A 12,820-nucleotide genomic window follows, 5' to 3' on the forward strand; every position below is an offset into this window, starting at 1 on the left:
TCTGATACACTAAAAATTCTAACTTCTGAATGCTCTATTTTTTTAAATAAATAATTGATGTAATCAAATTTTGAAGCTCGCTCCTGGTTAATTTGCATTCGCTCCAAAGGGCTGAAATAATTTGTTTTTTGACTATCATACTGCAGAACTAAAAGCAGTGTTTCCAAACGCTTGTGTATTGCTTCTAAATGGTTTTCATTGTGCATTGAGTTGCTGGTTTAAAAGTTCCTGTAATTGTCGTTTTTCGCTTAGTAATTTCACGTATTCTGAAACATCAACTATTTTAGGTAACTTGATGTTGATTTGTAAAATCTGGGCCTCAATTTCAAAAATTATAGCCCTGTGTTTCTCGTTAGTTAGCATAATATACAGTATCTAGTATGGCGTTAGAAAACTCTCTATTTCGTTTAATGCTGTTTATTAACGGCGCTGGATAAATTGCCATTACTTGTGCTGTGCAGGCCTTGTAATGTCCTCGTAAAACTTCGGTATTGTTAGGAACAACTTCTGTTATTTTTAAAAATTGTAGTTCCGCTTTATTATACTCATTCAAGAACCATTTGTTTATTTGTGCATTAGCCAACAATTGCTGTATGATGCTTGGATAGGCTCCGTAATGTTGGCACCATTTTAAAATGCTTAAAAACAATCTTTCTTCGTACTCTTCGCTCGACCATTGTAAATAATCGATAACTTGATTTTTAGTTGTTGTTTTATTCATGATATTTGGTTTTAGTTGTTAATTTCACTACCATGTATTAACATGGCTTTTTTATCATCTATTATTATAGAACCACCCGGACATCTACCAGAAACAAAAGCGGTTAATCCTTCTACTCTAATAATTATTTTAGCTAACTTTTTAGCCAATTTTGCAGTAGCTGTAAAAGGTTCCTTTTTTTCCATGTGTGCCAATAAGATGAATGTTGTATTTGGAAAATCTTTTAATAGTTTTCTTAAAACTCCATTTTTCAAATCATCTACATACACCGTTGCATTGTCAATAAATACTATTTTAGAGGCTTGTCGTTTTTTTAACTTTTCAATTACTTCGGTTACTTCTATATAATCTTGCCACTTTATTTTTGGATTATTAGGATCAATATTTAACCTTTTTGCGGTTTGTTGAAATTCAAATCCCGTACCTTCCTCAGCTGATATGTACCAAACGTTTTCGAAACTGCTTAAATATTCTGCCAATTTTAAGGCGACAGTTGTTTTTCCGTTTTTCTCGTCTCCGTAAATGATCCAAATCCCACCTTTAGAAATTTTACCAAATACTTTAAACCAAATTCCATCAAAATTGAAAATATCATATACTTTTCCGAGCAAGGTTTTTGTTGATATTGCTCTTGCCATTTATGCACCAATTTTGATTAATGTTTCTAAATAACGAAGCGTGGTTTCTTTGCTAATGCATTTGTTTATTAATGGTTTTACTTTGCTTTTATCTGTTAAATTTGCTGATGCTACATCACCAATTAGGTTGGCATAAAAAGCTTGGCGGTCTGCTTTTCCGTTTGGAACTAATTTTATAAATTCATCTGAAAAACGACTAAATATTTCGGCAAAACCAACTTTTTTATTTTTGATACCTCTGTCTATTTTATCACGTAAACCATCGGCACCCATCATATACCACCCGCACATACCATCAGTGTTGTTCCAAATTCCTTTTAGCTCTAAAAACGCAGTGTATTCTAAGTCTCCCGCTTCATCTAAAACAATCAAAGGTTTTTCAGTTGCCAAAGTTGTTAAGTAGTATTTTAAGTTGGCCAACACGTCATAATACTTTCCTTGGTTGTCAATTCCGATAGTTTTAGCCAGTAACCGGATAAATAATTGTTTTGATTTGGCTTGAGAACAATCGATATAAAAAGTATTACGCATATTTTTTATGATGTGCTTAGTACAAAATGTTTTACCAATTCCGCAATCGTCAACTAAAACCATTGAACGACTATATTCTTTACAAAAATTCAAATTGTCTTCAATTTCTGCATAAACTGATGTACGTGCTACTTTCCAGTTGTCTTCGAATAATTTTACTTGTAATTCTCTACCTAAAGTGATCCAAACAGTGTCGGACATTATTTTTTCAGTTTCACCTGATTTTAATCGGCTATAAACTGCATTATTAATACCTAAACTTTTAGAAAATTCAGCATCTGAACCGCCATAGTTTTCGCGTTTTTCTAATATTGCTATTCTTACTTTTTGTTTGAATTCGTTAGTTAAGTTCATATTGTTATTTTTAGATTGCAAATTGTTTTTTCCAGCCAGTGGCATTATTTTGATTTGGTATGTAAACCAATTCGTCAGTTTCTTCATCTTCGAAAACATGAGTTTCATGTTCCGGTGCTTCATAGCGTTTTAAGTTTGGCATTCTGAAACTTGTCGAAATTGTTTTAGGTGTATTATCAATAATTTGAATGTTTTCAATTTTGTTTCGTTGGCGTTTTTCAAAGGCATCTACTGAAGCAACATATGCGCTTTGCAGTTTGATAGCTTCTCTACATTTGTCCGTTTGTTCTGCTTTTGCACGGTTGTAACGTGGCATTTCCATTACTTCGCAGATAATTCTATTTTTCATAAAAACAAAAGCCTTCAATACTTGGCTATCGTTTCCGTCAATCCAATACACATCAAATTCTTTACCTTCAATTTGTTGCATTTGATGTATTAAACTTTCACCTGTTAGTATTTGTCCATCTTGTGCAATAGCACGTTTAAGTCCTTGTAGTTTAATATATCCAGCATTACAAGATGTTGGGGTTTTGTAACCTATAACAGGTAAAATTGCTTCCCAATTGGTAGGTTTTAAATTTGGGTTTTGATTTTTCTCGAAATAATCCCAACGACTCATGTCTTTTTTAATTGGGTGAGGCATATTGTTGAATTTCTCAATTTCTAATAACCTTTCATTTACTAAAATTTCATAAGGAATGATTTGTTTTTTTGCTGCACTCAATTGGTTAGCTTCCGATTTTGCGGTAGGCCGTGCCAACCAACCTGCTGCGCTTTTTTCAATTTCGTAACGAAACTTTTCATTGATACGCTCAATATATTTACCCCTTGCGTTGTTGGCTTCAATTTTTACTTCTTGAAACATAATGCCCGGACGAAGTAGCGTGTCTTTAAAACTACTATTTAGCGAACTTTCACATTCCAATTCATACGGTAAGCAAAAACCTAATTCAGTATAATTACGTACCATTTGGCGGTAGAAATCAACAATAATACCTTCTTTAGTTTTGCCAAATACTACAGTAGTTACTGCTTGACTTGCAATATCAACACCTAAATAAAACCAAACTCTGTCGTTTTTTGTGTTGTACACAAATGGTGGCTGTCTGTCATCAATAGAAATTATAGAACCTGCTAATGTTGGTAAATCCATTTGATGATGTGGTTTGAAATTACCCATATACACCTGTCTGTCTCCACTACGAGCTTTGTGAGTGGCTAATTTGTTTTCCCACTTGTTTATATAGTTAATAACCGATGCTTTTGAAAGCGATTTAAACTCTTTAGGGTTGTATAGTTCGCCAGTATCTTCATTATAAACTTCCGCATAGTCATTTAAAAAAGCATCGTAATTACGAGATACTTCCGTGGGTGTTGGTTTATGTTTTTGGTTTTTAAATAAAGCATTCAATAACATTTCTGTACGATCATCAACTTTACGAGCATTTTGTTTACCAGTTCCTTCTGGGTCCTTGATTAATGTGTAATATTTATCCTCTGTTTTAAAGGCTTTTAAACAGTCTTTAAATCGTTGTGAAGTTGGTAATGTATGTTCTACATTGTGTAACACTTTTAATGAGTTTTGAAAATGAATTACATCTAAACGTAAACTTTCTGTAATACCTTTTAGCGACATTCTCATTTTTATACGCTCTTGAGTTCTGGCTACTTCTAATTGGATAACTGCTTGCATAACTGATGCGTTAATTACATAACGCTCTTGCTCATCAGTATCAATTGTAGTTCCGTTACGTTTAAATTTGTTATAATATCTTACCGCATCAGCATCAAATACAAAGAAATCTTCTAACGGATTGTTAGTTTTTCTTGGGTCGCCTAATGCTTCCTGTACATTAGCGTGAAGCGTATCGAAATCGATTAACATTTTACGTCCATTGCCACCTAATTGCAAACGTTTAATTCCGAATGGTTTGTCTTTGTAGCGATGTAGTTCTTGTTGTACAGTTTTTATGCAATTCCAAAATCTTGGAACCAATTCGTCTAACTCTACGGCAACTTTATTATTTGAAAATAAATATGGCATAATTAATATTTTATTTTGCTCCCGCCGTGGTGTCGAAACCACGCAAAGCCGTAGCGGGATTTTTCACTATATTTGTAACTCTAACCTTAAAAATAATAGTGATTATGGTACCTATGCATGTTTTTGTAGTTGATATTACAGCCCAAAGTGTTGATATTTCTTTTGAGCAATTTCAGCAACAAATTGAGTCGTGTTTATTTGCCCTTGAGGCGTTGAAGGGATGTTTTCAAAAAACTCCTTGCAGTATATCTTATTATCCTCTTGTAATACAAGATGAAACTCCCTTACAACCATTTTCGGTGCGTGTGGTAACAAATGTGTCGATTGGTCAGCAAAGGGCAATAAACTTTTCACTGTTGTGCCAATCTTTGACCCACTATTTTCAGTTATTGTTACCGAATTATACGGTTGAATCAAGTGTGAGTAAGTTTGCTTTTTCATAATTATAATAATTTAGTAGTTAAACTTCTTTTTAGTACATAGCCAAAAACAACTATTAGTTTTTCGATAACTTCGTGAGTACAATCACGATTGATGTGATGGATGGTTTTAAAAATCATAGCTTTTGTTTTAAATTGATTTTAATACTTTGTTCATTTCAGTTTCCATTAACTTATAATCTTCACAAATTTTTGTAGAACTTTCGCTGGTTCTGTCTCCACGAAGTGAAGCATAAATAAAGTGAGGTGTGAAGCCGTGTTTTTCAATTAACCTTTTAATTATGCTTTTGTTATATATAGCATACGGTTTTGTTTTTCTATCTTTGCTCATTGTTTTGATTGTTTACATATTGTGTACAATGCAAATATATGTACATTTTGTACACATAAACAAATAAAAAGTACATTTTGTATATATTATTTTAAATATTATGGATAAATCATTGATTTTAAACGAGATAAAAAAACATTATAAGTTCAAAACTGACGCGGAATTTGCGGGATTTTTAGGTGTAAGTAGTCAATTAGTTTCAAAATGGAAGATTAGAAACACCTATGATGTTGAGTTGATATATACAAAATGTACTCAAATCAATCCAGAATGGTTACTAACTGGCAAAGGATCAATGTTGAAAAGTGAAAAAACCGAGTTTATTCATCAAAAAAACATGATTCCTTTATATGAAGATGTTCATACAATAGGCGGCACTCAACAAATTGCAGGAACAGAGCCAGTTTATAGTAGTTCTATTCAAATTGATGCTGGTGATTGGTTTAATGGAGCAACGGCAGCTATTAGACATTATGGAGACAGTATGACGGAATATGAAAGTGGCTGTACATTAGTTATTAGAGAACTAATTGATAAAAACGAGATTATTTGGGGTAGAAATTATGTAGTTGAAACCAACGAAATGAGAATTACAAAAAAAATTTCCAACTATGATGACAATTATATAATGTGTTACAGTACTAATACTGAAACATACCCAGATGGCGTACTTATACATCAACCAATAAAAATAAACAAAAAAAATATTAGGCAGTTGTCTCGTGTATTAGGTTCTGTAAATAAAGAAGAAAGTACTGGTAAAGTGCAACTTTTAGGTATATAAAGCATCTTTTTAATTTTTGTTTTTACAAAACAACCTAATAACTTATTGATTTTTAAGTGTTTATGTAAAATAATTAATTAATGTAAATGTTATTAAGTGCCGTGAGTTTGCTAATTTTAAGTAAAAACATTGTTTTTTTTACATTTATTTGCTTTGAGTTGAATGTTTCAAAACATACTTATGTCAACCCAACTGTCAACCCAACTGTCAACCCAACTATAAAAAGTATGTTTTTTTAGTTTTTTGTATGGTTAGTAAAAAGGCATAAAAAAAACCACTTTTTAGGGTGGTTTGTTAGTTTAAAATATGGCTTTATGTGTTGTAAATGGTACTAAATCAAGTATTTGTATTGTTTAATAGTAGTTAGTTGCTTAAAATGGTAATTAATGATGTTTTAAATGGTAATTAAATAGTAGTTAATGGTAGTAAAATGTACATTTCAATTTATTAGGTTTTCAAACCTTTTTCGTTCTAAAGCCTTGTTTTTATTGGTTTTTTCAACCTTTTTTTATTGTATTGGTTTATTACATTCTGTTTTAAGGGCTATAATAGAAACAAAAATATTTAGATAAATTATTTTATACTAACTTTAAAATCCCAAATTCCAATTCGGTTTTTGGGATTTTTTTTTGAAATATGATAAATATCAATTTCTTCAAGAACTATTATCGTAAATTTGAATTTCGAAAAATTCAGTACAATGACAGACATAGAAACCCGTGAAGATATTATCCTAATCATAAGAAACTTTTACGATAGATTATTAAAAGACCAATCTATCAATTTCTTTTTCACAAAAGCCACTCATGTTGATCAACATTTAGAAGAACACTTTGAAACTTTAGCAACCTTTTGGGAACAAGGTTTGTTTTTAAAAGGCGGATACAGTAATAATATGTTCCAAATCCATAAAGACATTCACGACAAACATCCTTTCACCCACGAACATTTTGAAATTTGGTTAGATCATTTTTATACTTCCATTACAGAAAGTTTCGAAGGTAACAAAGCCGACCAAATGAAAACTATGGCACTGAATATGGCAACTGTAATGAAAATAAAGTTTGCTTAAATTCTGAAATCAATAAAAAAAATGAATTATTTTAACAATTTCGTAATAATTACTTAATTTACGAATTGTTAAGCCCATTATGACTCTCAATTTAGTAATTTAGACTAAAATTTGCCGAAATGAATATTAAAATTACTGGCTCAGGAAGCTACATACCTACAGAAAAAGTTACGAATTTAGATTTCGCAAAGCATTCTTTTTTAAATGAGGATGGTTCCGATTTTCCTTATTCAAATGAAGTAGTTGCAGAGAAATTTTTAGAAATTACCGGAATTCAAGAACGCAGGTATGTTAGTAATGATTTAATAACATCCGACATTGCCTTAATCGCCGCTCAACGTGCTATTGAAGCTGCTAAAATTGATCCTGAAACTTTAGATTATATCATTTTTGCACATAATTTCGGAAATGTAAAACACGGTGCAATTCAAGCAGATGCCGTACCTACTTTGGCTTCTCGTGTGAAACAAAAATTACGTATAAAAAATCCATATTGTGTAGCTTACGACATGCTTTTCGGTTGTCCAGGTTGGATTGAGGGCGTGATACAAGCACAAGCTTACATCAAAGCTGGAATGGCAAAAAAATGTTTAGTCATTGGTGCCGAAACATTATCTAGAGTCGTTGACATTCACGATAGAGATTCTATGATTTATTCGGACGGAGCTGGCGCAACGGTTATTGAAGCTACGGAAGAAGAAGGCGGAATAATTAGTCATGCTTCTGCAACATACGCAACAGATGAAGCAGATTATTTATATTTCGGAAATTCATTTAATAAAAATTTAGATGAAGATGTACGATACATCAAAATGCATGGTCGAAAAATCTACGAATTCGCCCTAAACAATGTTCCAAACGCGATGAAATTGTGTTTAGAAAAAAGTGGTTATCAAATTACAGATGTTAAAAAAGTATTGATTCATCAAGCGAATGAAAAAATGGATGAAGCTATTATTCATCGTTTCTTCAAACTATATAATCAAGCCCCACCAAAAGGAGTAATGCCAATGAGTATTCATAAATTAGGTAATTCAAGTGTAGCAACTGTGCCCACTTTATATGATTTAATAGTGAATGGAAAAATTGAAAATCAAGAACTTCATAAAGGCGATGTTATAATTTTCGCTTCGGTTGGAGCAGGAATGAATATTAATGCTTTTGTTTATAAAGTATAATTATTTTTGTTTAAAGTTTCAGGTTCAAAGTTTCAGGTTTATTTACTATTTTTACACCCTTGTTTTAAACTTGAAACATTAAACTTGACCCGAGGCAAACCGAATTGTATGGAACGCAGCGGAATAAAACAAAATTAAAATGTACGAAAAAACATATCCTAGCAAGCGCTTCAACATTACTTTAGATTTTTTAAAAAAACACATATCAACTTCTGAAACAATTTTCGACTTAGGTGTTCCGAATCCGTTTTCGAAAATTATGGTAGAAAATGACTATAAAGTTATCAATACGAAAGGGGAAGATTTAGATGCGAATCAGAACGCTTTACGCGAAGAAAATTATGATGTTTTTACAGGTTTTGAAATTTTCGAACATTTATTAAATCCATATACTGTTTTAGAAAACGTAAAATGTGATAAAGTTTTAATTTCTATTCCTTTACGTTTATGGTTTTCATCGGCTTACAGAAGTAAAACCGATAAATGGGACAGACATTATCACGAATTTGAAGATTGGCAGTTGGATTGGTTATTAGAAAAAACTGGCTTTAAAATTATTGACAGTGTGAAATTCACACATCCTGTTAAAAAAATTGGTTTCCGTCCGTTATTGAGATGGTTTACACCAAGATATTATTTAGTATATGCTGAAAGAGCGACTAATAAATAGTGACTAATCAGATGAAATACTACATTATCATTCCTGCTTATAACGAAGAAGCTTTTATGGCTTTGACTTTACAATCTTTGGTGGAGCAAACTGTTTTGCCATCAAAAATTGTTGTGGTGAATGATAGTTCTACAGATAGTACGGCAGAAATTGTTACTTCTTTTTCTGAAAAATTTCCGTTTATTACTTTAGTCAATAAAAAATCGGATGCGATTCATCTTCCAGGAAGCAAAGTAATTCAAGCGTTTCATGAAGGCGAAAAACATATTGATGACAATTACGATATCATCGTAAAAGTCGACGCCGATTTAATTTTTCCAAACAATTATTTCGAAACTATCATTAAACATTTCCAATCTGATTCTAAAATTGGAATGGCTGGTGGCTTTTGTTACATTGAGAAAAATGGCGATTGGGTTCTAGAAAACTTAACCGACAAAGACCATATTCGTGGCGCTTTAAAAGCCTACAGAAAAGAAACATACAAACAAATTGGTGGCTTAAAACCTGCAATGGGTTGGGATACTGTAGACGAATTACTTTGTAAATTCTATAATTGGAAAGTCGTTACTGATGAAAGTTTACATGTAAAACACTTAAAACCAACAGGTGCCAGTTATAACAAAGCGGCGCGTTACAAACAAGGTGAAGCTTTTTATAGTTTAGGTTACGGAATTTTCATTACCGCAATTGCTTCTTTAAAATTAGCGAGCAGAAAAGGAAAACCTTTATTGTTCATCGATTACATTATGGGTTTTTGGAAAGCCAAAACTTCAGGAAAACAATTATTTGTAACTTCCGAACAAGCCAAATGGATACGAAACTACCGTTGGAAAAAAATGAAAGCGAAGTTGTTCAATTAGCCAATTAAAAATTAGCCAATTCGTCAATTAAAAATATTATGCAATTTTCAAATTGGCACATCGGTAATTGACACATTAATTTACTATTTTAGCAGATATTTTTAAACTATGATGTTGATTAGATATTTATCGCAAATTGGTCGCTATTTCATTATGCTGAAAGACGTTTTCAATCGTCCTGTAAAATGGAGCGTGATGAAACAACTTATCTTAAAAGAAATTGACGATTTAATTATTGATTCGCTTGGAATTGTGTGCTTCATTTCGTTTTTCGTTGGTGGAGTTGTAGCCATTCAAACCGCTTTGAATTTAACGAATCCTTTGATTCCAAAATATTTAATTGGTTTTGCTACACGTCAATCTATTGTTTTAGAATTCGCACCTACTTTTATTTCTATCATTATGGCAGGAAAAATGGGTTCTTTTATTACTTCTAGTATTGGTTCTATGCGTGTTACCGAACAAATTGAAGCGTTAGAAGTTATGGGTGTAAATGCCTTAAATTACTTAGTTTTTCCTAAAATGATTGCCGCTACGCTTTATCCGTTTGTGATTGGAATTGCTATGTTTTTAGGAATTTTTGGTGGTTATTTAGCCGGTGTATATGGTGGATTCACTACAAGTCAAGAATTTATTACAGGTTTGCAAAACGAATTTATCCCTTTTCATATCGCATATGCTTTTATTAAAACATTAGTATTTGCTTTTATTTTAGCTACAATCCCTTCTTTTCATGGCTTTTACATGAAAGGTGGTGCCTTAGAAGTAGGTAAAGCTAGTACAGTTGCATTCGTTTGGACATCTGTTGTAATTATTTTAATGAATTATATTTTAACCCAATTACTTTTAAGCTAATGATTGAAGTACACGACATTAAAAAAAGCTTTGGAGACCAAATGGTTTTAAAAGGTATTTCTACTAGTTTTGAAGCTGGAAAAACCAGTTTAGTAATTGGACAAAGTGGTTCTGGAAAAACGGTTTTTTTAAAATCATTATTAGGTGTTCATCAAGTAGATAGCGGTCATATTTCTTTTGACGGTAGAATTTATGAAGAAATGAACAAAGATGAAAAACGCGATATTCGTACCGAAATTGGTATGGTTTTTCAAGGAAGTGCTTTGTTTGATAGTATGACTGTGGAAGAAAACATCGGTTTTCCATTAAAAATGTTTACGAATAAAACGCCTGCAGAAGTTAAGGAACGAGTGAATTTTGTGATTGATAGAGTGAATTTAATTAACGCTAATCACAAAAAACCCTCTGAAATTTCTGGCGGAATGCAAAAACGTGTGGCGATTGCTAGAGCCATTGTAAATAATCCTAAATATTTATTTTGCGATGAACCGAATTCTGGATTAGATCCAAAAACAGCAATTGTTATTGACAACTTAATTCAAGAAATTACTAAAGAATACAATATCACAACAGTGATTAACACCCATGATATGAACTCAGTAATGGAAATTGGTGAGAAAATTGTTTTCTTAAAAAACGGTTTATTAGAATGGGAAGGTACCAATAAAGAAATTTTCAAAACAGATAATGCAGCCGTTACAGACTTTGTTTATTCAAGTGAATTATTCAAACGTGTACGAAAAATGTATTTGGAAGATGATATATAAAAAAAGGGTTGACAAATGTCAACCCTTTTTTTATTCAAACTAATTAAACCAACCTAATTTTTAATAATTTTCTTTGTAGCAATATTATTATTTACATCTTCAATTCTTACCAAATAAATTCCCGCAGGCAATTCAGCAACATTGATTTTATTTTGTTTTGACGTCATCACTTTCTGACCTTGTAAAGTAAATACTTCTACTAATAAAATCTCCTCTTTCGTATCAATATTTAAAACATCATTTACAGGATTTGGATACAAACCAACTTCTAAATTGTTTGCATTGAAGTTTTCAGAAGTAAGCATATTATTCGTATGCAAATTTGAAATTTCTGTAGTATTCAATACGTAGTTGTAAATTTTTAAATCATCAATAGCTCCGTTAAAATAAGTTACCGCTCCAGTTTCTGCAATACCAAGCTTAAATATATCAGAATTATTTACCGTATTAAAGGTCTTAGGTCCTGAGCTAAACAAAGCGCCATCCTTGTATACTTTAGCCGTAGTTCCGTCATAAGTACATACATAATGCACCCAAGTATTGTTTGCATTTGTGTTTGAAAGTTCAAGATTTGCACCTCCATTTTCAAAATAAAGAATTGATGTGGGTCTAAACGCTAATCCATTTCCATTTGCAGTGTTTCCATAGTGGAATACATAATTAATAACACTATTTAAAACATTAGTTTTTGCCCAAACAGAAATTGTTCTAGCACCAGCACCATATGATAACCCAGCAATAGTAGCATTAGATCCAGAATTATTAATATTAATAGCTCCATTAGAATTTCCATGTCTGTCCGTTACAAATGAAGTTCCTGCATTTGAAGAAAATGCTGCATTCCCATTAATATTAGTGTACGTATTATTAAAAGTATATTCTGCAATAGTTTGAGGAATATTTTCAAACACTTTTGTATTATCAACATTAAAAGTAAAATTCCCACTAGTACAATACAGATAAAATTTAAAAGCTACATTGGCTCCAGTTGGAATTGTTCCTGCTGGAATTGTTGCAGAAAGTGTTTGACAAGTGCTTGAAAAAGAAGTTGTTGTTGTTATTGTCGTCCAACTACTAGTTGTGAAATTATAATATTGAAGATAAAAAATACCTCCACCAGAGCCAGAACTTTTTTTATAATCTGCAGAAACAGTAATGGAAGCTCCAGTAGATGTATATGTGGGAGTAGAAATTTCTGCACCTGAACCAAGTCCAGAAGTAGTGAATGAAGCAGAATAAACACCAGAACAAGAAGTCGTATTGGTAAAAGAAAAATTATTATTTGCCCAACCAGATGGAATTGTTCCTGATTCAAATCCTTGTGACACATTAATTTGTGCATTGGCAAATGAAAATGCCATTAAAAATAATAGTAATCTTGTTTTCATAATTTTTAGATTTTAAAGTTTGAGACAAAACTAATAAGTGAACCATATTAAATTGAAGACAAGTTTACCAAACAAGGTTTTCCGTTTACGAAACTATAAAACAAAATGAAACACAAGTAGGAACAACAAACTATATATCGCAAAAAGCAATAACTCTAATTTATATTTCTTAATTATTATA

Annotated in this window: 15 protein-coding genes; 7 read left to right on the forward strand and 8 right to left on the reverse strand. The window is 31.8% G+C overall.

What is annotated here, in order from left to right:
• The 7 genes from UEQ13_RS00690 to UEQ13_RS00720 all read right to left on the reverse strand — a co-directional run.
• The coding region (locus UEQ13_RS00690) for a hypothetical protein (RefSeq protein ID WP_329804434.1) at positions 1-206 on the reverse strand (206 nt) is incomplete at its 3' end.
• Positions 207-352: 146 nt separating this feature from the next.
• A complete protein-coding gene (locus UEQ13_RS00695; RefSeq protein ID WP_329804435.1) occupies positions 353-721 on the reverse strand; it encodes a hypothetical protein in 369 nt (122 codons plus the stop codon).
• Positions 722-732: 11 nt separating this feature from the next.
• Positions 733-1,359: a hypothetical protein gene (locus UEQ13_RS00700; RefSeq protein WP_329804436.1), complete on the reverse strand. Its 627-nt coding sequence runs from the start codon at positions 1,357-1,359 to the stop codon at positions 733-735.
• A complete protein-coding gene (locus tag UEQ13_RS00705) occupies positions 1,360-2,244 on the reverse strand; it encodes an ATP-binding protein (protein WP_329804437.1) in 885 nt (294 codons plus the stop codon).
• A 10-nt stretch (positions 2,245-2,254) separates the two neighbouring features.
• The gene (locus UEQ13_RS00710; RefSeq protein WP_329804438.1) at positions 2,255-4,291 is read right to left on the reverse strand and encodes a hypothetical protein; all 2,037 of its coding nucleotides are present in this window, start codon (positions 4,289-4,291) and stop codon (positions 2,255-2,257) included.
• Positions 4,292-4,426: 135 nt separating this feature from the next.
• Positions 4,427-4,732, reverse strand: coding sequence for a hypothetical protein (locus UEQ13_RS00715; protein WP_329804439.1), 306 nt, complete (start codon positions 4,730-4,732; stop codon positions 4,427-4,429).
• 129 nt (positions 4,733-4,861) lie between these two features.
• Positions 4,862-5,062, reverse strand: coding sequence for a hypothetical protein (locus UEQ13_RS00720; protein WP_329804440.1), 201 nt, complete (start codon positions 5,060-5,062; stop codon positions 4,862-4,864).
• 100 nt (positions 5,063-5,162) lie between these two features.
• Between UEQ13_RS00720 and UEQ13_RS00725 the strand changes: the two genes are divergently transcribed.
• The 7 genes from UEQ13_RS00725 (at position 5,163) to UEQ13_RS00755 (ending at position 11,251) form a co-directional block, all read left to right on the forward strand.
• Positions 5,163-5,846, forward strand: a complete 684-nt coding sequence (locus tag UEQ13_RS00725) for a helix-turn-helix domain-containing protein (protein ID WP_329804441.1) — start codon at positions 5,163-5,165, stop codon at positions 5,844-5,846.
• A gap of 700 nt (positions 5,847-6,546) precedes the next feature.
• On the forward strand, positions 6,547-6,918 hold the full coding sequence (locus tag UEQ13_RS00730) for a group III truncated hemoglobin (RefSeq protein WP_329804442.1): 372 nt from the start codon (positions 6,547-6,549) through the stop codon (positions 6,916-6,918).
• Between the two features lie 119 nt (positions 6,919-7,037).
• Positions 7,038-8,096 (forward strand): 3-oxoacyl-ACP synthase III family protein, encoded by a 1,059-nt coding sequence (locus UEQ13_RS00735; RefSeq protein WP_329804443.1) that lies wholly within the window; start codon positions 7,038-7,040, stop codon positions 8,094-8,096.
• Positions 8,097-8,235: 139 nt separating this feature from the next.
• On the forward strand, positions 8,236-8,766 hold the full coding sequence (locus UEQ13_RS00740) for a class I SAM-dependent methyltransferase (protein WP_329804444.1): 531 nt from the start codon (positions 8,236-8,238) through the stop codon (positions 8,764-8,766).
• A gap of 11 nt (positions 8,767-8,777) precedes the next feature.
• Entirely contained in the window at positions 8,778-9,629 is an 852-nt protein-coding gene (locus UEQ13_RS00745) for a glycosyltransferase (RefSeq protein WP_329804445.1), read from the forward strand.
• A gap of 108 nt (positions 9,630-9,737) precedes the next feature.
• Positions 9,738-10,484, forward strand: a complete 747-nt coding sequence (locus UEQ13_RS00750; RefSeq protein ID WP_166130561.1) for an MlaE family ABC transporter permease — start codon at positions 9,738-9,740, stop codon at positions 10,482-10,484.
• On the forward strand, positions 10,484-11,251 hold the full coding sequence (locus tag UEQ13_RS00755) for an ABC transporter ATP-binding protein (RefSeq protein WP_329804446.1): 768 nt from the start codon (positions 10,484-10,486) through the stop codon (positions 11,249-11,251). The genes UEQ13_RS00750 and UEQ13_RS00755 overlap by 1 nt, the downstream gene beginning before the upstream one ends.
• Before the next feature lie 53 nt (positions 11,252-11,304).
• On the opposite strand, the gene UEQ13_RS00760 is transcribed toward UEQ13_RS00755, so the two are convergent.
• Entirely contained in the window at positions 11,305-12,639 is a 1,335-nt protein-coding gene (locus tag UEQ13_RS00760; RefSeq protein WP_329804447.1) for a LamG-like jellyroll fold domain-containing protein, read from the reverse strand.
• Between the last annotated feature and the right edge of the window lie 181 nt (positions 12,640-12,820).

The sequence above is a fragment of the Flavobacterium facile genome (genome assembly GCF_036321945.1).
Classification (GTDB): Bacteria; Bacteroidota; Bacteroidia; order Flavobacteriales; family Flavobacteriaceae; genus Flavobacterium; species Flavobacterium facile.

What these genes read in the sequence shown, in the direction of transcription:
- UEQ13_RS00755 (WP_329804446.1), top strand. Translation starts at nt 10,484, where the DNA reads ATGATTGAAGTACACGACATTAAAAAAAGCTTTGGAGACCAAATGGTT.
- UEQ13_RS00730 (WP_329804442.1), top strand. Translation starts at nt 6,547, where the DNA reads ATGACAGACATAGAAACCCGTGAAGATATTATCCTAATCATAAGAAAC.
- UEQ13_RS00720 (WP_329804440.1), bottom strand. Translation starts at nt 5,062, where the DNA reads ATGAGCAAAGATAGAAAAACAAAACCGTATGCTATATATAACAAAAGC.
- UEQ13_RS00705 (WP_329804437.1), bottom strand. Translation starts at nt 2,244, where the DNA reads ATGAACTTAACTAACGAATTCAAACAAAAAGTAAGAATAGCAATATTA.
- UEQ13_RS00750 (WP_166130561.1), top strand. Translation starts at nt 9,738, where the DNA reads ATGATGTTGATTAGATATTTATCGCAAATTGGTCGCTATTTCATTATG.
- UEQ13_RS00735 (WP_329804443.1), top strand. Translation starts at nt 7,038, where the DNA reads ATGAATATTAAAATTACTGGCTCAGGAAGCTACATACCTACAGAAAAA.
- UEQ13_RS00700 (WP_329804436.1), bottom strand. Translation starts at nt 1,359, where the DNA reads ATGGCAAGAGCAATATCAACAAAAACCTTGCTCGGAAAAGTATATGAT.
- UEQ13_RS00710 (WP_329804438.1), bottom strand. Translation starts at nt 4,291, where the DNA reads ATGCCATATTTATTTTCAAATAATAAAGTTGCCGTAGAGTTAGACGAA.
- UEQ13_RS00740 (WP_329804444.1), top strand. Translation starts at nt 8,236, where the DNA reads ATGTACGAAAAAACATATCCTAGCAAGCGCTTCAACATTACTTTAGAT.
- UEQ13_RS00760 (WP_329804447.1), bottom strand. Translation starts at nt 12,639, where the DNA reads ATGAAAACAAGATTACTATTATTTTTAATGGCATTTTCATTTGCCAAT.
- UEQ13_RS00725 (WP_329804441.1), top strand. Translation starts at nt 5,163, where the DNA reads ATGGATAAATCATTGATTTTAAACGAGATAAAAAAACATTATAAGTTC.
- UEQ13_RS00715 (WP_329804439.1), bottom strand. Translation starts at nt 4,732, where the DNA reads ATGAAAAAGCAAACTTACTCACACTTGATTCAACCGTATAATTCGGTA.
- UEQ13_RS00745 (WP_329804445.1), top strand. Translation starts at nt 8,778, where the DNA reads ATGAAATACTACATTATCATTCCTGCTTATAACGAAGAAGCTTTTATG.
- UEQ13_RS00695 (WP_329804435.1), bottom strand. Translation starts at nt 721, where the DNA reads ATGAATAAAACAACAACTAAAAATCAAGTTATCGATTATTTACAATGG.